Raw genomic sequence first — 17,904 nt, 5'->3', positions numbered from 1 at the left:
GCGTGCAGATGCCGCGAACAACGATAACTTCAGCGGTTCAGCAGCGGCTCCAGCGCCGGCCACACCGTGTCCAGGATCTGCGCTTGCGCGGCCGCTGACGGATGGATGCCGTCGGACTGGAACGCCGCCGGGTCGGTAGCGAATGCGGCGAGCAGAAACGGCACCAGCGGCACGCCACGCGCCTCGGAAACCTGCGTAAATGTCCGGGTAAAGGCCTCGGTGTAAGTGGGGCCGTAGTTCTCCGGGATACGCATCTCGAACAGCACCGCGGTAGCGCCACCGTCGGCGCTGAGGTCGACGATGCGTTCAAGATTCTGCCGGATCTGCGGCACCGGCAGCGCGCGCAGCCCGTCGTTGCCGCCCAGCTCGACCAGAACCAATTGCGGCTGGTGGCGGTCCAGCAGAGACGGTAATCGCGCCAGGCCGCCGGCGGTGGTTTCGCCGCTGATCGAGGCGTTGATCACCGTGTGGGGAAAATCGCCCGTCCGCAGCTTCTGCTTCAATAGGTGGACCCAGCCTTGGTCCGCATCCAGGCCGTAGCCGGCGGACAGGCTGTCTCCCAGCACCAGGATGGTCGGGTTCTGCAACGTCATTGCAGACTCGGCGGCCCGGCCGGGTGCGCTCATCAGCAACAGACTGCTCAGCAGGATCGACAGGAATATTCGGAGAGACATGGCACGCGACGTAGGACAAGACGTGGAACAGGTGACGTGGGCGGTACGCGCCCAGGCAGTAACCCATCAGATTATCAGCGGCGACAAACGCCTGACGATACTCGACGGCGTTGGCTTGGACATCGCCCAGGGCGAGTCGGTTGCCATCGTCGGCCGGAGCGGCTCGGGCAAGACCACCCTGCTGTCCATGCTCGCCGGACTGGACCGCCCGACCAATGGCCGCATCGAACTGGCCGGCAGCGACCTGGGTGAACTCGACGAGGACGCCCGCGCCCGCCTGCGCGCCGGCCGGGTCGGCTTCGTGTTCCAGTCGTTCCAGTTGCTGGCCGGCTTTACCGCGCTGGAAAACGCCAAGCTTGGCGCCGATCTAGCCGGTCACGCCGATGCGTCGCGGCGCGCGGAACAAGCGCTGGAGCAGGTGGGACTGACCTCGCGTGCCGGCCATCACCCCTATCAGCTCTCCGGCGGCGAGCAGCAGCGTGTCGCCATCGCCCGTGCGTTTGCTGCCAGCCCTTCGATCCTGTTTGCCGACGAGCCCACCGGCAATCTGGACAGTGCCACCGGCGCCGACATCATCGACCTATTGTTTGAGCTCAACCGCAACCGCGGTGCGACCCTGGTGCTGGTTACCCACGACCCCGATCTGGCCAAGCGCTGCGGTCGCACGCTGACCCTGGTGCAGGGGCGGCTGGGTTGACGCAGACGTTGCGGAAGGCCAGCGCAGTCAGCAGACCCAGCACGGCGAAGCCCGCCACTACCGCGAATACCTGCTGGTGTCCCGGCGCCCCCGGCGCGCGGTCCAGCAGGTAACCGAACAGCGGCCCGGCGAAGACATCCGGCGTGTAGCCGATTACCGACACCAGGCCCACTGCAGCGCCGGTGACCGCCAGTGGGATGCGCGCCTCCTGCATGATCGCGTAGTAAACCGCCCGCACCGCATAGACCCCCAGGCTGGTGGTCACCACCGTCAGCACCAGCAGACTCGGCAGGCCCGCCGGCAGCATGCCAGCCGCCAAGGTCCCGGACCCGATAATGGCCAGCGCAAACCCGGCAATCAGGGCGCGCGAACTGTCGATGCGATCAGCAACCAGGCCGGTGACGATGGCCGCGATCGGACGCATCCAGAAGCTCAGGGTGCCCAGCCATGCCGCCTGGACTTCGTCGTAGCCCAGCACATCGACGGCGTACAGACCGAAGTTGTCGGTGGCCTTGTAGCCCACGTAGGCGCACACCACGATCATGGCCTGCAACCAGATCGCAGGCAGGCGGGCCACGTGCGACAGGCCGCTCCAGTTCAGCGACTCGGAGGCTGGTTCCACGGGTCGAGTTGCAGGCAATAGCGTCCAGGCCATGGCCCCGGCCACCAGGGTCAGGCCGGTGCAGACCAGGATCACCTGCTGCAAGGCGGCCATGCGATCCGCCGGGCTTGCGCTGGCGGCGTGCGCCGGCAGCAACTGGGCGAACAGACCAACCAGCAACGAGGCCAGCAGCGCCGCCAGCAGACCGCGGCCGCCGTCGAGCCAGCCGAACGCGCGGCCCTGCGCGTTCGCGCCGCCCCACTCGCGGGTCGCGCGTATCAGGGCGGCCCAAAACAGGAATATCGAGGTCAGGCCCCAGAAGGCATAGAGCGCCGTCAGCGTCGGCGCCGAGGGAATGGTTGCGAACAGGGCGCCGCCGGCTGCGGTGGCCAGCAGCGCGACGCTGATCAACCCTCGCGCGGCGTAACGATCCGCCAGCGGGCCGCCGAACAGATAGGACCCCATCGCCACCATCCCGAACGCCGAGAACGCCGTACCCAGTTGCAGGTTGCTGAGTTCAAACACCTGCAGCAGCGTCGGCCGGAACACCCGCGCAACCACAAATGGCAGCACGAACACCGTCTCGCCCGCCACGATCAGGGTGAACAACACCCACCAGCGACGTTCGCCGCGGGTGTCGGTCAGAACGGTTTCAGACATCAGGCATAAACCGGGGTGCCGGTACTCGCGCGCTGGCGCAGCGCTGCCAGCATCTTGCTTTCGGTCATGCCGATGGCCCAGGACGGGCGCAATTGGTAGTGCGGGAGATCTTTGAAACTGCGCCAGTTGCCGCCCCATTCCAGCCCCAGTTCCACGCCCAGTACGCCCACCGCGCGGTACTTGGGCGAGTCCCCCAGATAGCGCGAGCCTTCGAACACGCCGACGTCGAAGGCGATGCCGAAATTGTGGTTGGAATGCCCGGCGCGCGCGTTGGTCACCTTGTTGCCGGGTGCGGTCCGGCCCTGGGCGTAGAGCGCGGCCTGTTCTTCGTAGGAGCGCAGTCCGCTGATGAGCTTGATGGTGATGCCCACCGCGGCCGCCCGCTGAACCAGCGCGCGTGCGTAGGGCGCTACCTCCGGCAGCAGCTTGGCGATGACGCGTTCGCTTCGCGCATCCACCGCCTCGGCGAACGCGCTGTCAATATCGTTGCGCGGCTTCGGCTTGACGATGCGGTTGTGGATGGCGGTCCAGGTCTGCGGGCCGGCGCGACCATCCACTTCGATGCCCAGCGCGGCCTGCACTTCGCGGATCAGCGTTTGTGAGCTCATCGTCATCACCTCCAAGGCTGCGCGATGCTGGCAGGGCCGCCGCGTTGCGGCAAACTGGCGTGCGAAAGCATGTGGACCGCCGCGTAGAGGTCGCGCGCGGCGCTTGATCTCATCGTCCCGGTCGGTGTCCTGGCGCACCGACGCGCGTCGGATTGCCGACGCGGCGCCAGCCGCAGACATCGGAGTGCTGGCGCTGTTTGCTTCCCAGGCGCTGACTACGCCGTTCGCCGCTGCTGACGCGCTGCACGCTCGTGAACAGCAGGCGGACGCCGGTTTTCGGAGCGTCCGCGCCGACTCCCGCGGGCCCGCTCCTGCAGCGGATGTTCAATCCTCTAATCGCGCGGCTGCAGGCTAATCGAGAGGCTGGTCGCCGCGACGAGCGGGCTTCCGCTGTTCCGCCACCATTCACCGACGGACTGGAAACTGCCGCCTGGTCACGGTCGAGGTGCGCCGTCTCCGAGCGTTGATGCGAGCGCGCAGCCGGTCTTCTCGACGGCCGGACATCGCGACGTTACTGTCGCTCGGCCTGATCGGCACCCCATGCGGCGCTGGCGCTGCAAAGGTTGGGAGTCGGCGGTGGGAGAAAGCATGCATGTCGTACCTGCAATCCTGGTTGTATGAGGCGAGCATCACAAACCTGAGGCCAGCGCGCGGGCGCGCTCAGTGGCTGCGGGTTGCCCGGCTCTTCTTGCTTGCGGCGATGCTGCCGGGCTGCGCGATGCTTCCGGAAGTGGAAGAAGAGCAGGCGCTTGTTCACCCCCAGGATGTGGCGTTCGAGGGCCGTGACGGCCCGGTGTCCGAGGCCCGCGCCGACAGGGTGATCGCCAAGCTCGAAGGCCCGGCAGGCGCAACCGATATCCTCGACAAACACCTGGCCTACGCGCAGTCGCTCGATGCCGACAGCCCGCTGGTGCTGGGCAACCAGGTGCAGTTGCTGCAGAACGGACCGGATACCTACGAGGCCATGTTCGCGGCGATCCGTCAGGCCAGGGATCACATCAATCTGGAGACCTTCATCTTCGACGACGACGCTGTTGGACATCGGTTTGCCGACCTGCTGCTCGAACGCCAGGCCGAGGGGGTGCAGGTCAACGTCATTTACGACAGCGTCGGCGCCATCGCGACGCCGCCGGCGTTCTTTCATCGCATGCGCGAGGGCGGTATCCGCGCGGTCGAGTTCAACCCGGTCAGCCCGCTGAATGCGGAGACGCGGTTCTGGCGGCTCAATAACCGTGACCATCGCAAGCAGCTGGTGATTGACGGCCGAATCGTGTTCATCGGCGGCATCAACATCAGCGACAGCTACTCCAGTGCGCCGTCACGACTGGATCCGGAGCCCGATCTGGAAGGCGGCTGGCGTGATACCCACGTCCGTATCGAGGGCCCGGTAGTGGCCGAGTTCCAGAAGCTGTTCCTGGACACCTGGGAACGACAAACCGGCAAGCTGCTGAGCGATCGCGAGTATTTCCCGCCGCTCAAGGCAGAAGGTGGCGACATCGTGCGGGCGCTGGGCGACTCGCCGACCGACGATTCCAGTCCGATGTACCTGACCCTGATGTCGGTGATCGGCCATGCCGAGCGCAGCATCGATCTGACCATTGCCTACTTCGGCCCCGACGAACAGTTGCTGACCGCGCTGACCGACGCAGCGCAGCGCGGCGTGGCGGTCAGGCTGATCCTGCCGAGCCGCACCGACGCCTGGTCGGTGTTTCATCTCGGCCGCTCCCATTACGCACGACTGCTCAAGGGAGGCGTGGAGATCTACGAACGACGTGGTGCGGTCCAGCACGCCAAGACCGGTGTGGTCGACGGCGTGTGGTCGACCGTCGGTTCCACCAACATGGACTGGCGCAGCTTTCTGCACAACGATGAGATCAACGCGATGATCCTGGGGCGCAGATTTGCCGCCGAGATGGCGCAGGTGTTCGAGCAGGACCTGAAAGACTCCGACCGCATCGAGCTTGAAAAATGGCGGCAGCGCTCCTGGCTGCTGCGAATCAAGGAGCAGGCAGCGCGGCTGGGCGCTTACTGGCTTTGAGACCAGCGAAGAAGGCGTGATGCGGGGAAGGTGCGCTGACGCACAGGCGGTGCGGCAGTGGGCTTTCAAGCTGTGTGGGATTGCGTTTTCCGCAAGCTGCCGGCGCCGCGTTCGCGGAGATCAGAACATTTTTGACCGCGAGCACGCTCTCGGCGGTCGGTGGCGTGCAACACGTCGAGAGCGACCTGATTCACAAGCCCAACTGACGCGCCGCTCGCCGGCAAGCCGCAGCGTCGCAACCCCAACGTCCCAGGGAATCCGGGCTCGCGGGCCGGGGCCGGAACCTTCGTCGATGCGCCTGGGTCAGAGCGGATCTGGCGCCGTGGCGGTCCCGTCCGGCGGAAAACCTGCATCATCGTCTTTGCTCTCCTTGCGTTCGGCCCCGATGCCTCCGTTCCGCAGCCTGTTTCGCCGCGCCCTGCGCTCCACCGAAATCCTGATCCTGGCCGCCGCGGTCGCCATCGCGGTGGCCGCGAGCAGCGCGGTGGGCCTGTTCAGCGACCGCGTTTCGCGCGCATTGGAAGCGCAGTCTGGCGACGCATTCGGTGCGGACGCTGCAGTGCGTTCTCGCGATCCGCTGCCAGAGGAACTGGCGGCGCGAATCGGCCAGCTCGAGTTGCGTAGCGCCAGGCTAGTGCAATTCCCCAGCGTTGCGTTCAAGGGGGAGGTGTCCTCGCTGGCATCGGTCAAGGCCACCGACGCGGCCTATCCGCTGCGCGGCAAGCTGCGCACGACCCATGAGCCTTTCGGCGACGAGCGCACCGAATCCAACGGACCGCCTTCGGGCGAGGCCTGGGTGGACTTGCGGCTTTGGCAGGACCTGCAGTTGTCGCTCGGCGATCAGTTGGAACTCGGTCGCAGCCGCTTTCGGGTGACGCGCATCGTCACCTATGAACCCGATCGCGGCGGCGGATTTTCGGACCTGGCCCCGCGCATGCTGGTGGCGCTGGAAGACCTGCGGGGTTCGGGCCTGATCGGCCCCGGTTCGCGGGTGCAGTACAAGCTGTTGCTGGCCGGTGCGCCGGAGCAGATCGAGAAATTGGGCGAGCTGGAACTGCCCAGCGGCGTGCGCATGGAAACCGCGCAGGAAGGTCGGCGCGAGATTGGTGGCGCGCTCGGTCGCGCGCGACAGTTCCTGGACATTGCGGTGTTGTCGGCGATGTTGCTGGCCGGCGCGGCAATCGCCGCCTCGGCCCATCAACACGGACAACGGCTGCGCGACGAGGCGGCCATCTACAAAGTTCTCGGCGCCACCTCCGCGCGAATCGCGCAGCGCAGCTTGCTGCGGCTGCTGGCGCTGGCGCTGGGTGCGGGTGCGATCGGCATGCTGGTCGGTTGGATCGCGCAGGGCGCGGTGGCGCAGGCCGCACAGGGGCTGACCCAGACACCGCTGCCGCCGGCGCAACCCGTGGCAGCGCTGTGGAGCCTGGGCCTGGCCCTGCTGCTGGTGTTCGGCTTCGCGGCACCGGCGTTCTTGACTGCGCGGCATACGCCGCCGATCCGCGTATTCCAGCGCGCCGCACCGGCAGGCGGCAGTCGCCTGGCCGCGATCTGCGCAGCGCTGGCGGCGGCGCTGCTGGTGGGCTGGCATACCGGCGACGCCCAACTGGCGGTGATCGTGCTGGCCGGCGCGCTCGGCGCGGCGCTGGTGCTGGGCCTGCTGTCATGGATGCTGGTGCGCGCGCTGGCGGCGCTGCGCGCGCGCGGCGGTACCGCAGTGCGATTCGGCCTGGCCAACATCGCACGCCGACGCTGGGCCAGCGTGGGTCAGGCGGTGGCGCTGGGCCTGGCGCTGCTGGCGCTGCTGCTGGTGGGCGTGGTGCGCTCGGATCTGCTCAGCGCCTGGGAGAATCGCCTGCCGGACGATGCGCCCAACCAGTTCCTGATCAACATCCAGCCGGACCAGGTGGCGCCGTTGGAATCGTTCTTCGATGCCCGGGGTGTCGGCGGTGCGCGGCTGTGGCCGATGACCCGCGCGCGGCTGGTAGCATTGCGCGGCGATCCGGTCTCCGCCGACAGCTTCGATGACCCCGAAGCGCGGCGCTGGGTCAATCGCGAATTCAACATTTCCTGGACCGACCGGTTCGGCGACGACAACCGCTTGCTCGAAGGCCAGTGGTGGCCGGCCGACACCCAGGGCAAGGCGTGGTTGTCGGTGGATGACACCGCGGTGGAACGGCTCGACCTCAAGCTGGGCGACACCCTGAGCCTGCAGATCGCGGATCGCACCGTGGACCTGAGCGTCTACAACATCCGCAAGGTGAGCTGGGACAGCTTCCGGCCCAATTTCTTCCTGGTGGTGCCTCCGGGCGTGATTGACGACAACGCCGCGCAGTGGCTGACCAGTTTTCATCTGAGACCGGAGCAAAGGCCGCTGTTGCGCGAGCTGATTCGCGAATTTCCCAACATCACTGCGCTGGACCTCGACGCTGCGATTGCACAGGTGCGCAGCATTCTGGAACGCGTGGTCGGCGCGGTGGAGTTCCTGTTCCTGTTCACCCTGGCCGCCGGCCTCACCGTGCTGCTCGCGGCGATCGAAGGAACGCGTTCGGAGCGGGTGCGTGAGACCGCTCTGCTACGCACACTGGGCGCCTCCAACCGTACGATCCACCTGGGGCTGCTGGCGGAGTACGCGGCGCTGGGACTGGTGGCGGGGCTGGTCGCTGCCGCCGCCGCGCAGGTGCTCGGCTGGAGTCTGGCGGATCGGGTGTTCGAACTGCCCTATCGCTTCAGCTTCACCTTGTGGGCGGTCGGCGCCCTTGGCGGCGCCACGCTGGTAGCGCTGATGGGCTGGCTGTCGCTGCAGCGGACCCTGCGCACGCCGCCGCGGATGGTGCTGGCGGCCAACGCGTGAAGCATCCACCTCAGCGCGGCACCCATCCCCCGCACAGCGGGAAAATCTGCCCGACGAAGCAGTCCGCCGCATCGCTGCACAGATAAGCCGCGAAATGGGCGTCTTCCTTCGCTGATACCAGCCGGCCCAGCGGCATCTCCCACTTGATGCGTTCCTTGAATTTCGGATTCGCTTGTACTTCCGGCGGGAAATAGGTGGGGTTGTCGACCAGATTCTGCGCGATGGCGTTGACTTGAATCTGCTGTGGCGCCATTTCCACGCCGACTGCCTGCGCCCAGGCCAGTTGCGCGCCGCGCGCCGCGCTGTAGCTGGAGGCGCGCTTCATGCCGCGCAGGGCCGAGGCGCTGCCCATCACCAGGATCTTGCCGCTGGCGCGCTCGATCATCTGCGGCAGGACGGCGCGCGCCAATCTGGGCAGCGGATCGACCAGTTCGGCAAACATGGTGCGCCAGTCCTCTTCGGTGCCTTCGGTGACCAGCAGTTGCTGGCGCGGCGAACCGAGGTGTGCGATCAGCACGTCGACATGGCCGGCGCTACGCACCAGTTCGGCAGGCAGTTCGGGGTCGAGCAGCGAGCGGGTGTCGGCGATCACGGTCGCGCCCTGCGTGCTCAGCACTTCGATCAGTGCCGGCCCCATGAACTGGTCGGCCTGGGTCAGCAGGACGCGTTTGCCGTCGAGTCGGGTCAGGCTCATCAGAGGGTCTCCAGGTTGCTGCCGGTCAGCAGGTTCAGAACTTCACCGACCGCGCGGTGGGCCGAACGCACCGCGCCGTCCATGTAACCGCACCAGTAGTCGGACGTCTCCGCGCCGGCCCAGTGGATGCGGTCGACTGCGGCGGTCAGCGCCGGCCCGTAGGCGGTCAGCAGGCCGGGTGGCGCGATGGCGGTGGGGCAGCCGCGGGTCCAGGGTTCCGCCCCCCAGTCGGCCACCCTCCACTCGCGAGGTTGGCGTGCGGCGTCGCCGAAGCAGGCGGCGAAGTTGTCCAGCACCGCTGCGCGCAGTTGGTCGGGCCGGCCCGAATAAGAACGCGCGCCGTCACCGCCGACAAAGCCCAGAAGAATGCCGCAGCTCGCGTCGGGCGGGGACAGATCGAAGACGCTGCGCGCGGGCCCGTCGGGAATCACTGCCGAGCCGTTGAGGCCGTCCGCGCGCCAGAACGGAGTGTCGTAAACCGCTTTGCACTTGATCAGCCAACCCATGCCGAGGCGTTGGGTGAGCTGATCGCGTGCGGGCGGCAGGGGCGGCTGGTATTCGATGCGGCCGGCCAGGGGCGGCGGAACGGCCACGATCACGCGCTGAGCGCGCACGTGCTGACGATCGCCGAACACGAGGACCCCGTCGGCATCCTGCACGATGCGGCGCACCGGATCGGTCAGCAGCACGCGCGCCTCGCCGATGGCGGCGGCCAGCCGCTGACAGATCGCCTGCGCGCCTTCGACAATGCGCCGCTCCTGCGCGCCGTCGCGGGTATTGAGCAGGCGCCCGAAGCTGCCTGGCGTTCCCTGGGTGCCGGCACAGGCCACGTAATGCAGGGCGAACAGTGCCGACATCTCGCGTGCTTCGGCACCGAACAGAGCCTCGAAGCCGGCGGCAAAGTTCTTCCCGGTTTCTCCCAGCAGGTTGAGGGTGCGGCGACGCAGCCAGGATTCCAGGGTCTCGCGGTCCAGCGCCTCGGCATCCTCGGCGAGCCATGGCTGGCCGGGCGGGATGTGCGCGGCGACATGGTCGATCCAGGCGCCGGCCACCGCAAAGTCCGGGACGATCCAGGGGTCGGGTGGCACCGAACCCAGCGGCGGTTTTTCTGCGAAGGTGGTGCGTTCGCCGCGGCTGAAATGCACGCTGTCGCCCTGCACAGGCTGGGCGAACAGGTTCAGCCCCAGGTCGTCGATCAGCTTGAGCACGTGCTCCTGGGTCGGCCCCACCCAGGTGCCGCCGAGTTCGGCATACACGCCTGGCGCGAGCTCCTGGCTCCAGGTGCGGCCACCCACGCGATCCCGGGCCTCGAACACCAGTACCGAGCGACCGGCCTGCGACAGCCGACGCGCAGCCACGAGACCGGCGATTCCGGCCCCGACAATTGCCACGTCGACCTCGCCGGGGGCCGCTGCCGCTTGCGGCGGCAAGGCCAGCGGTTGCGGTGCGTCGTCTTGAGCCAGGGCAGCGCCAGCGGCCAGCGCCGCAGGCAGGCTGGCGAGCAGGCGGCGGCGGGTGAGATTGGGAGCGTCCATGTCGTCGATGGTGGTGCACAAAGGTGATGCGGCACCCTGACAGTCGGCGGTGCGCGCATGCGCTCACGATCAGGCCAAGCGCCGGGCTTGGCAAGCCGTGTCCTGTCCCCGCGCAGACTCACTACAATTCTCCGCCCCGTCCCGCCGGCGACCCCGCCATGCCGCTCGATCTAGCCAACGCCCACGACATCGCCCACGTCCTGACCGAGGCCTTGCCGTACATCCGCCGGTTTTCGGGCAAGACCATCGTGATCAAGTACGGCGGCAACGCGATGCGGGACGACACCATGATCGCGTCGTTCGCGCGCGATGTCGTGCTGATGAAAGCGGTGGGGATGAATCCGGTGGTGGTCCATGGTGGCGGCCCTCAGATCGGCTCGCATCTGGAGCGGCTGGGCAAGAAAAGCGAGTTCGTGGAGGGGATGCGCGTCACCGACGACGAGACCATGGACGTGGTCGAGATGATGCTCGGCGGACTGGTCAACAAGGCGGTGGTGGCGGCGATCAATCGCCAGGGCGGCCGCGCGGTCGGGCTGACCGGCAAGGACGGCGGCCTGATCCGCGCGCGCAAGATGCTGCTGGGCAGCGGCCAGGACCTGGGACAGGTGGGCGAGATCGAGAAGATCGACCCGCGGGTGATCACGCACCTGGAAGCCGGCGGTTTCATTCCGGTGGTGGCGCCGATCGGTGCAGGCGAGCAGGGTGAAGCCTTCAACATCAACGCCGACGTCGCCGCCGGCAAGATGGCCGCGGTGCTGCAGGCCGAAAAGGTGATGTTCCTGACCAACGCGCTCGGCGTGCTCGACAAGGAAAACCGTCTCGTGACCGGCTTGAGCGTGCACGATGTGGAGCGCCTGATCGCCGACGGCACCATCTCCGGCGGCATGGTGCCCAAGGTGCGCTACGCGCTGGACGCAGTGAACAGCGGGGTGAAGAACGCGGTGATCATCGACGGCCGGGTGGAACACGCGGTGCTGCTGGAACTGTTTACGGACGCCGGCGTCGGTACCCTGATTCGCGGCTGAGCGGGCCGCAGTCGCCGCTTTTCAAGGTTCGGCGCGTAGCTGCAGCTCCACCACCTGCCAGCTGTCGGCCTCGGGTTCGATCACCAGTTCGAACGGTGTGCTCTTGCGGCTGAGATCGGAGATCCGCGTAGCGCTGATGCGGACGTTGCCGTCCTCGCGCGCTTCTACCGCGACGTCGGCGTAGGAGTAGGTGTCGGACTTGGCCTGCGCTTGCTGCAGCGACCGCAGCGTCTGCGCGCGGTGCTCTTCCAGGGTCAGTTCCAGCGTCTCCGGCTGGCCTTGCGAATCGGTCTGTACGCGCGTGACGATCGCGCCGGGCGCGAACAGGTCGAACCGCGCCGCCTCGAATCCCCGTTCCAACTCGACGTAGCGGTCGAAGAAGTGGCGTGCGGCGGTGAGGTCCGGTGGCCGGTCGCCTGCGGGCGCGAAACTGCCCGGCGGCGGGCAGGGGCTCTCGAATCCCACGCTACCGGCCTTCAATTGCTGGAAACGGCGGATATCGCGAGCAAAGGTTTCGCAAATCTCTTCGCGTTGCTTGCGCATGTCGGTTACCGCGCGCTGGTTGTTTTCCAGCGAGGTTTCGAACATGGCGACGCTGTCGAGCAATTTGCGACTGGCCTTGTCAGCGGAACCGGCCGCCGGCAGGCGGGCGCGCAGTTCGGCGACCGACACCGCGTCACGCGCGGCCGCCGCCTCGGTCAGTTGAATGCTTGTGTCCAAGGTGGACAGCCGGTCGTCACGCAGTGCGGCGAGTTCCTGTGGTTTGGCGTAAGTGGCCAGCAGCGCGCGGTCGTAGGCGGCCTGACGCTCGTTCTCCTGTCGCTCCGCCGCCACACGCTGCGCCTGCGCTTCCTTGGCTGCACGCTGCTCCGGCGTAAGGCTGCCTGGAATGATCTTCACCGTGCGGCCGGTCCGATCCAGGATGTGTTTCTCGCGATTGGCGTAACGCGGCGGAATGGAATCGCCGCAGGCGCGCGCGCCGCTGTCTTCGGTCCAGCACACCATGCGCTTCTTGGCCAGCGCGCCATTGTTCTGGGCATGCGCCAGGGCGCAGGCCAGCAGGCCCAGGGCGGTGGCTGCAAGCTGCAATCTGCGCTGGGTTGCGGCACCCGACATGATCGTCCGACGACACCTGTATGAACGTCAGTTTACGCCGTAGCGTGCCTGGTAGTCCCTCATCGCCGACAGGACCGGCGCGTAAGCGTCGTTGTCCTGAATGAACGCCATCACGTGCTCGACGGTGACCAGCGGCACCACGCGCACCCCGCTGTCCGCCTCCAGATCCTGCACTGCGGAGCGGCCAGCGGGCCCGACTTCCTGCCGGTCCAGTGCGACCAGCGCGGCGACCGGTTCTGCGCCGGCAGCCCGCAGCAGGGCAATGGCTTCGCGCAGAGCGGTGCCGGCGGTGAGCACATCGTCGATGACGACCACCCGCCCGCGCGGTTCGGCGCCCACCAGGGTGCCGCCCTCGCCGTGGTCCTTGGCTTCCTTGCGGTTGTAGGCAAAAGGCAGGTCCAGGCCCCGCTCGGCGAGCGCGCAGGCGGTCGCGGCGACCAACGGGATGCCCTTGTAGGCAGGGCCGAACAGCATGTCGGCTGCGAGGTCGGCGTGGATCAGGGACGCGGCATAAGCCTGTGCCAGGCGCCGCAGCGCGGCCCCCGAACTGATACGGCCCAGGTTGAAGAAATAGGGGCTGACCCGTCCGGACTTGAGGGTGAAGCTGCCGAAGCGCAGTACTTGGTGATCGAGTGCCAGCTGGATGAAATCGGTCTGGTGTGGCCGCATGGGTGCTGTGAAGGGCGATGGGACGCCCATAGAATGCCTCAGCTGCGCGTTGCAGCCGAAGCGCGTCGCGGGCGGGCTGCTATGGTTCGGCGCCCCGGCTTCCGGATCGGGTTGCGCGGGCGCGGGACACGCACCCGCCCCGGCCGTGCGCTCCGGTTGCGCAGCGCGATCCCTGCGATCCGACGCCGCGCAGCGCGGTGGCGCGGCCCGCCCGGCGCCGGCTCCCGGCTTTTCATTCGCGAGTATCGATCTCATGCGCATCGTCACCCTCAATGCCAACGGAATTCGTTCGGCTGCTTCCAAAGGCTTGTTCGACTGGCTGCCACAGCAGAACGCCGACGTGCTGTGCCTGCAGGAAACCAAGGCGCAGCTGGCCGACCTGGAGAAGTCCGCGGTGTTCTTTCCACAGGGCTGGACCACGAGGTTTCGAAGCGCGGTAAAGCGGGGTTACTCCGGCGTGGCGATCTATGCGCGGCAACAACCCGACGCGGTGCTGGATTCGCTGGGAGTCGCCGAGTTCGACGACGAGGGCCGCTACCTGGAGTATCGCTACGGCAATCTGTCGGTGGTTTCGCTGTACCTGCCGTCGGGTTCCAGCGGACCGGAGCGGCAGGCGTCCAAGGACCGGTTCCTCGCCTTCTTCGAACCGGTGCTGGCGAAGTGGTTGACCAGCGGCCGCGACTACATCGTCTGCGGCGATCTGAACATTGCGCACACGCAGAAGGACCTCAAGAACTGGAAATCCAACCAGAAAAACTCCGGCTTTCTACCGCACGAGCGGGCCTGGATGACGCGCGTGCTCGGCACCGGCTGGGTCGACGCGCATCGCAAGCTGGAACCCGAGGCTGAAGGCTCGCTCTACACCTGGTGGTCCAACCGCGGCGACGCCTGGAACAAGAACGTCGGGTGGCGGATCGACTACCAACTGGTCACGCCGGGTCTCGCCGGCAAGCTCCGTTGCGCTGGCGTCCACAAGGATTCGCGCTTTTCCGATCACGCGCCGCTGATCGTGGATTACGCCGGGTGAGTGCGGCGCATCCCGGATGGATCGAAGCCATCGCGGTGTACCGGCGCCCGCGGGTGGCGGCGATGCTGTTCCTGGGATTTTCTGCGGGGCTGCCTTTCCTGCTGGTGTTCTCGACGCTGTCCGCGTGGCTGGCCCAGGCCGAGATCGAGCGCGGCACCATCGGCCTGCTGTCGTGGGTGGGCATCACCTATTCGATCAAGTTTTTCTGGGCGCCGGTGGTGGATCGCGTGCGTTTGCCCCTGCTGCATGCGCTGCTGGGCCGGCGCCGCTCCTGGATGCTGCTCGCGCAGCTCGGCATGGCTGGGGGTCTGGCCGGCCTTGCCGTGCAGGAACCGGCGACCCAACTGGCCGCGATGGTGATGTTCGCACTGCTCGTGGCATTTTCCTCTGCGACCCAGGACATCGCCATCGACGCCTGGCGGATCGAGGCCGCCGCGCTGGAGTTCCAGGGCGCAATGTCCGCCGCCTACCAGCTGGGTTACCGCATCGCGTTGATCGTGGCAGGCGCAGGTTGCCTGTTCCTGGCCGCCGAATACGGGTGGCGCGTGGCCTATCTGACGATGGCCGGCCTCGCCCTGGTCGGCGTGCTCACCACCCTGGCGGTGGCCGAACCGGAAGTTCGCATCGCCAGACCGCCGCAGGCCGAAGCACGGGTGATCGGCTGGATCGAGCGCCACGGACACTGGCCGGACGCCCTGCGGCGCGCTGGCGCCTGGTTCGTCGGCGCGGTGGTGTGCCCGTTCATGGATTTCTTCCAGCGCAACGGGCTGCAACTGGGGATCGCGATCCTGTGCTTCGTGGGCTTGTTTCGCCTCACCGACATCACCATGGGCTCGATGGCCAACCCGTTCTATCTGGCCTTGGGCTACTCGCTCAAGCAGGTCGCCGCGGTGGCCAAGTTCTACGGTGTGATCCTGTCGATCGCAGGGGCGTTCATCGGCGGTGTCGCGGTGATGCGCTGGGGCGCGGTGCGGACGCTGATGGTCGGCGGCGTGATGGTGATTCTGTCCAATCTTGGATTCGCTGCGCTGGCCATGTTCAACGAGCCCAGCGTCACCGGCCTGGCGCTGGTCATCAGCGGTGACAATCTGGCTTCCGGTTTTGCCGGGTCGGCGTTCATCGCCTACCTGTCGGGACTGACCAACACCGCATACACCGCCACCCAGTACGCGCTGTTCTCGTCCTTGTTCACCCTGCCGGGCAAGCTGCTGGGCGGCGCGTCAGGGTTTGTATCCGAGGCTCTGGGGTGGCCGGGATTCTTCTTCTACACCTCGGCGCTAGGGGTGCCGGCGCTGCTGCTGATCGTGTGGCTGGGACGCCGCGTTCCGGCCGCGCAACCTGCACCTCAGTAGTCGTCCAGGCGCGCGTTGAGTTCATCCAGCGGATTGCCTCTGTAGCCGCCGGCACGGTCTTCGTAGTCTTCGCGGTCCAGGTCCAGCGCGCCGGAGATGTCTTCAGGCGGGGCGCAGGGACGCGCACTGAGGTCCTCCCAGGCGTCGAAGTCGAATTCTTCGAGCGAACCATCGAAGTGCTGCACCAGGACGACACCGGCGTCGGCATCGATGCCGACGATCTCGAAGGGCTCCTCGCCGGCTTCGAACCACTCGCCGACCGAGACGTCGCGCAACCACTGGGCCATGTCGATCCTCCTCCCACCGGGACCGCTGTGGGGTATTGGAATGCCATTGCAGATACCCTGGTTCTACGCCGCCGCTGCGGTCGGTTCAAGACCGCCCATCGGACCGCTCAGGGGCAGGGAATGGTGTAGCGCCGGTGGATCTGCTCGATGCCTTCCAGCACTTCCTTGCTCAGTTCAATACGATGCGACTCGATGTTCGAGCGCAGTTGAGCCATGGTGGTGGCGCCAATAATGTTGCTGTGCACGAACGGACGCGAGTTCACGAAGGCCAAGGCCATCTGCGCGGGATCCAGCCCATGCGCCTTGGCCAGCTCCACGTAGCACGCGGTGGCAGCGTCGGCCTGCTCGTTGCTGTAGCGCGAGAAGCGCGCGAAGAGGGTCACGCGGCCGTCGGCGGGGCGCGCGCCATTGAGATACTTGCCGCTGAGTACGCCAAACGCCATCGGCGAGTAGGCCAGCAAGCCCACGTTCTCGCGATGGGCGAATTCTGCCAGGCCGATCTCGAAGCTGCGGTTGAGCAGGCTGTAGGGATTCTGGATGGTGGCAATGCGCGCCAGGTTTTGCTCTCGGGATGCGCGCAGGTACTCCTGCACACCCCAGGGCGTTTCGTTGGAGACGCCGACGTGGCGCACCTTGCCCTGTTTGACCAGTTCGTCCAGCGCGCCGAGCGTCTCCTCGACCGGCGTGCTGGGGCTCGCGGTGTGTTGGTAGCCGAGCTTGCCGAAGTAATTGGTGGGGCGTTCCGGCCAGTGTACCTGGTAGAGGTCGATGTAGTCGGTCTGCAGGCGCTTGAGGTTGTCGTTGCAGGCCTCGATCACCGATTTGCGGTCCAGCCGCGTGCCGCCGCGAAGGTAGGCCATGCCGGGCCCGGTGACCTTGGTGGCGAGCACGATGTCGTGGCGCCGACCGGATTTCTTGAACCAGGTGCCGATGTATTTTTCGGTCAGTCCTTGCGTGTCGGCTTTCGGCGGTACCGGATACATCTCCGCGGTGTCGAAGAAATTGACGCCCTGGCTGACGGCGTAGTCCATCTGCTCGTGAGCATCGGCCTCGGTGTTCTGCTGGCCCCAGGTCATGGTGCCCAGGCAGATGAGGCTGACGTCGAGTCCGGTCGATCCGAGTTTGCGTGTCTGCATGTCTGAAGTTTGTGTGGTGCGGGCGGTTCGGTTATGCGCCTGCTAACAGGCGACGACGGGTTTCGGCCAGCGCTTCGATGGCCGGGGCGAGAATCAGTTCCATCGCCGCTTCCATCTGCGGGCCGGGGACGACCAGGCTGTGCGCATTGGGCGTGTAGGCGCCGTCGATGGCGTCGCCCAGCTCGTCGATGTCGGCACGCAAGCGGCTGTGCTCGTTGAAATGGATGACCACCAGGCTCTCTTCGGGCTTGGGGATGTCGCGTACCGTGAAAGGATTGGAAGTGTCCACCAGCGGCACGCGCTGGAAATTGACGTCGGTGCGCGAGAACTGCGGGGTGATATAGGTCACGTAGTCGGGGATGCGGCGCAGGATGGTGCGCATCACGTCTTCCGGGTGGTGGCCGCGCTCTTCGGTATCGCGCCGTATCTTCTGGATCCATTCCAGGTTGATCACCGGAACCACGCCGATCAGCAGATCCATGTGGCGGTGAATGTCGGCGTCTTCGCCGACGTAGCCGCCATGCAGGCCTTCATAGAACAGCACGTCGGTGCCCTGCGGCAACGGCTGCCAGGGGGTGAAGGTGCCGGCGGATTGACCGGCCGCGCGGGCCTCGGCCTCGGTGTGCAGGTAGTGGCGAAAAACACCGGTTCCGGTTTCGCCGTATTCGCGCAGCAGCGCTTCGAGCCGGTCCAGGTGATTGCCGGCGGGGCCGAACAGGGAAAAGTTCTCGCCGCGGATGTGCGCGCGTTCGATGGCCTTCCGGTTGCCGTCGCGGTCGTACGCATGAAACGCATCGCCTTCGACGATGGCGGGTGTCAGCCCCAGGCCGGCGAACAGCCCCTTGAGCACGGCCATCGCCGAGCTGGTGCCGGCGCCGGAAGAGCCGGTCACGCCGATGATGGGATGGGTTGCGGACATCGGGACGGTCGT

The 17,904-nt window shown here is 66.8% G+C and carries 16 protein-coding genes; 6 read left to right on the top strand and 10 right to left on the bottom strand.

Translation table 11 applies throughout. The features are described 5' to 3' along the window. Positions 1-29: 29 nt before the first annotated feature. The gene (locus ACOOHP_RS13570) at positions 30-674 is read right to left on the bottom strand and encodes an arylesterase (RefSeq protein WP_420467027.1); all 645 of its coding nucleotides are present in this window, start codon (positions 672-674) and stop codon (positions 30-32) included. Here ACOOHP_RS13570 and ACOOHP_RS13565 point away from each other — a divergent pair. Beyond that, positions 673-1,371 (top strand): ABC transporter ATP-binding protein, encoded by a 699-nt coding sequence (locus tag ACOOHP_RS13565; protein WP_420467026.1) that lies wholly within the window; start codon positions 673-675, stop codon positions 1,369-1,371. The genes ACOOHP_RS13570 and ACOOHP_RS13565 overlap by 2 nt on opposite strands. Here the strand turns inward: ACOOHP_RS13565 and ACOOHP_RS13560 are convergent. Continuing rightward, positions 1,301-2,632, bottom strand: a complete 1,332-nt coding sequence (locus ACOOHP_RS13560; RefSeq protein ID WP_420467025.1) for an MFS transporter — start codon at positions 2,630-2,632, stop codon at positions 1,301-1,303. The two genes, ACOOHP_RS13565 and ACOOHP_RS13560, sit on opposite strands and share 71 nt — an antisense overlap. Beyond that, on the bottom strand, positions 2,632-3,240 hold the full coding sequence (locus ACOOHP_RS13555) for a D-alanyl-D-alanine carboxypeptidase family protein (RefSeq protein WP_420467024.1): 609 nt from the start codon (positions 3,238-3,240) through the stop codon (positions 2,632-2,634). Before ACOOHP_RS13555 ends, ACOOHP_RS13560 begins: the two co-directional genes overlap by 1 nt. Positions 3,241-3,832: 592 nt before the next feature. Between ACOOHP_RS13555 and ACOOHP_RS13550 the strand changes: the two genes are divergently transcribed. Further along, positions 3,833-5,278, top strand: coding sequence for a phospholipase D-like domain-containing protein (locus tag ACOOHP_RS13550; RefSeq protein ID WP_420467023.1), 1,446 nt, complete (start codon positions 3,833-3,835; stop codon positions 5,276-5,278). Positions 5,279-5,663: 385 nt separating this feature from the next. Next, positions 5,664-8,132: an ABC transporter permease gene (locus tag ACOOHP_RS13545; RefSeq protein ID WP_420467022.1), complete on the top strand. Its 2,469-nt coding sequence runs from the start codon at positions 5,664-5,666 to the stop codon at positions 8,130-8,132. A gap of 10 nt (positions 8,133-8,142) precedes the next feature. On the opposite strand, the gene ACOOHP_RS13540 is transcribed toward ACOOHP_RS13545, so the two are convergent. Next, the gene (locus ACOOHP_RS13540; RefSeq protein ID WP_420467021.1) at positions 8,143-8,826 is read right to left on the bottom strand and encodes an SDR family oxidoreductase; all 684 of its coding nucleotides are present in this window, start codon (positions 8,824-8,826) and stop codon (positions 8,143-8,145) included. After that, a complete protein-coding gene (locus ACOOHP_RS13535; protein WP_420467020.1) occupies positions 8,826-10,361 on the bottom strand; it encodes a flavin monoamine oxidase family protein in 1,536 nt (511 codons plus the stop codon). The genes ACOOHP_RS13540 and ACOOHP_RS13535 overlap by 1 nt, the downstream gene beginning before the upstream one ends. Positions 10,362-10,519: 158 nt before the next feature. Between ACOOHP_RS13535 and argB the strand changes: the two genes are divergently transcribed. Continuing rightward, on the top strand, positions 10,520-11,386 hold the full coding sequence (gene argB, locus ACOOHP_RS13530) for an acetylglutamate kinase (protein WP_420467019.1): 867 nt from the start codon (positions 10,520-10,522) through the stop codon (positions 11,384-11,386). Positions 11,387-11,407: 21 nt separating this feature from the next. On the opposite strand, the gene ACOOHP_RS13525 is transcribed toward argB, so the two are convergent. Further along, a complete protein-coding gene (locus ACOOHP_RS13525) occupies positions 11,408-12,502 on the bottom strand; it encodes a hypothetical protein (protein WP_420467018.1) in 1,095 nt (364 codons plus the stop codon). 27 nt (positions 12,503-12,529) lie between these two features. Then, positions 12,530-13,171 (bottom strand): orotate phosphoribosyltransferase, encoded by a 642-nt coding sequence (gene pyrE, locus ACOOHP_RS13520; protein WP_420467017.1) that lies wholly within the window; start codon positions 13,169-13,171, stop codon positions 12,530-12,532. A 253-nt stretch (positions 13,172-13,424) separates the two neighbouring features. Between pyrE and ACOOHP_RS13515 the strand changes: the two genes are divergently transcribed. Beyond that, on the top strand, positions 13,425-14,198 hold the full coding sequence (locus ACOOHP_RS13515) for an exodeoxyribonuclease III (RefSeq protein ID WP_420467016.1): 774 nt from the start codon (positions 13,425-13,427) through the stop codon (positions 14,196-14,198). Then, positions 14,195-15,550, top strand: coding sequence for an AmpG family muropeptide MFS transporter (locus tag ACOOHP_RS13510; protein ID WP_420467015.1), 1,356 nt, complete (start codon positions 14,195-14,197; stop codon positions 15,548-15,550). The genes ACOOHP_RS13515 and ACOOHP_RS13510 overlap by 4 nt, the downstream gene beginning before the upstream one ends. Here the strand turns inward: ACOOHP_RS13510 and ACOOHP_RS13505 are convergent. The 3 genes from ACOOHP_RS13505 to ACOOHP_RS13495 all read right to left on the bottom strand — a co-directional run bounded on the left by ACOOHP_RS13505 (position 15,544) and on the right by ACOOHP_RS13495 (position 17,892). Continuing rightward, positions 15,544-15,837, bottom strand: a complete 294-nt coding sequence (locus ACOOHP_RS13505; RefSeq protein ID WP_420467014.1) for a DUF6763 family protein — start codon at positions 15,835-15,837, stop codon at positions 15,544-15,546. The two genes, ACOOHP_RS13510 and ACOOHP_RS13505, sit on opposite strands and share 7 nt — an antisense overlap. Before the next feature lie 107 nt (positions 15,838-15,944). After that, the gene (locus ACOOHP_RS13500; protein ID WP_420467013.1) at positions 15,945-16,973 is read right to left on the bottom strand and encodes an NADP(H)-dependent aldo-keto reductase; all 1,029 of its coding nucleotides are present in this window, start codon (positions 16,971-16,973) and stop codon (positions 15,945-15,947) included. Between the two features lie 31 nt (positions 16,974-17,004). Further along, on the bottom strand, positions 17,005-17,892 hold the full coding sequence (locus ACOOHP_RS13495) for a phosphoribulokinase (RefSeq protein WP_420467012.1): 888 nt from the start codon (positions 17,890-17,892) through the stop codon (positions 17,005-17,007). Between the last annotated feature and the right edge of the window lie 12 nt (positions 17,893-17,904).

Origin of the sequence: Panacagrimonas sp., assembly GCF_965216805.1 — a bacterium.
Classification (GTDB): domain Bacteria; phylum Pseudomonadota; class Gammaproteobacteria; order Nevskiales; family Nevskiaceae; genus Panacagrimonas.
This window is presented reverse-complemented; position numbering and strand designations above follow the sequence as displayed.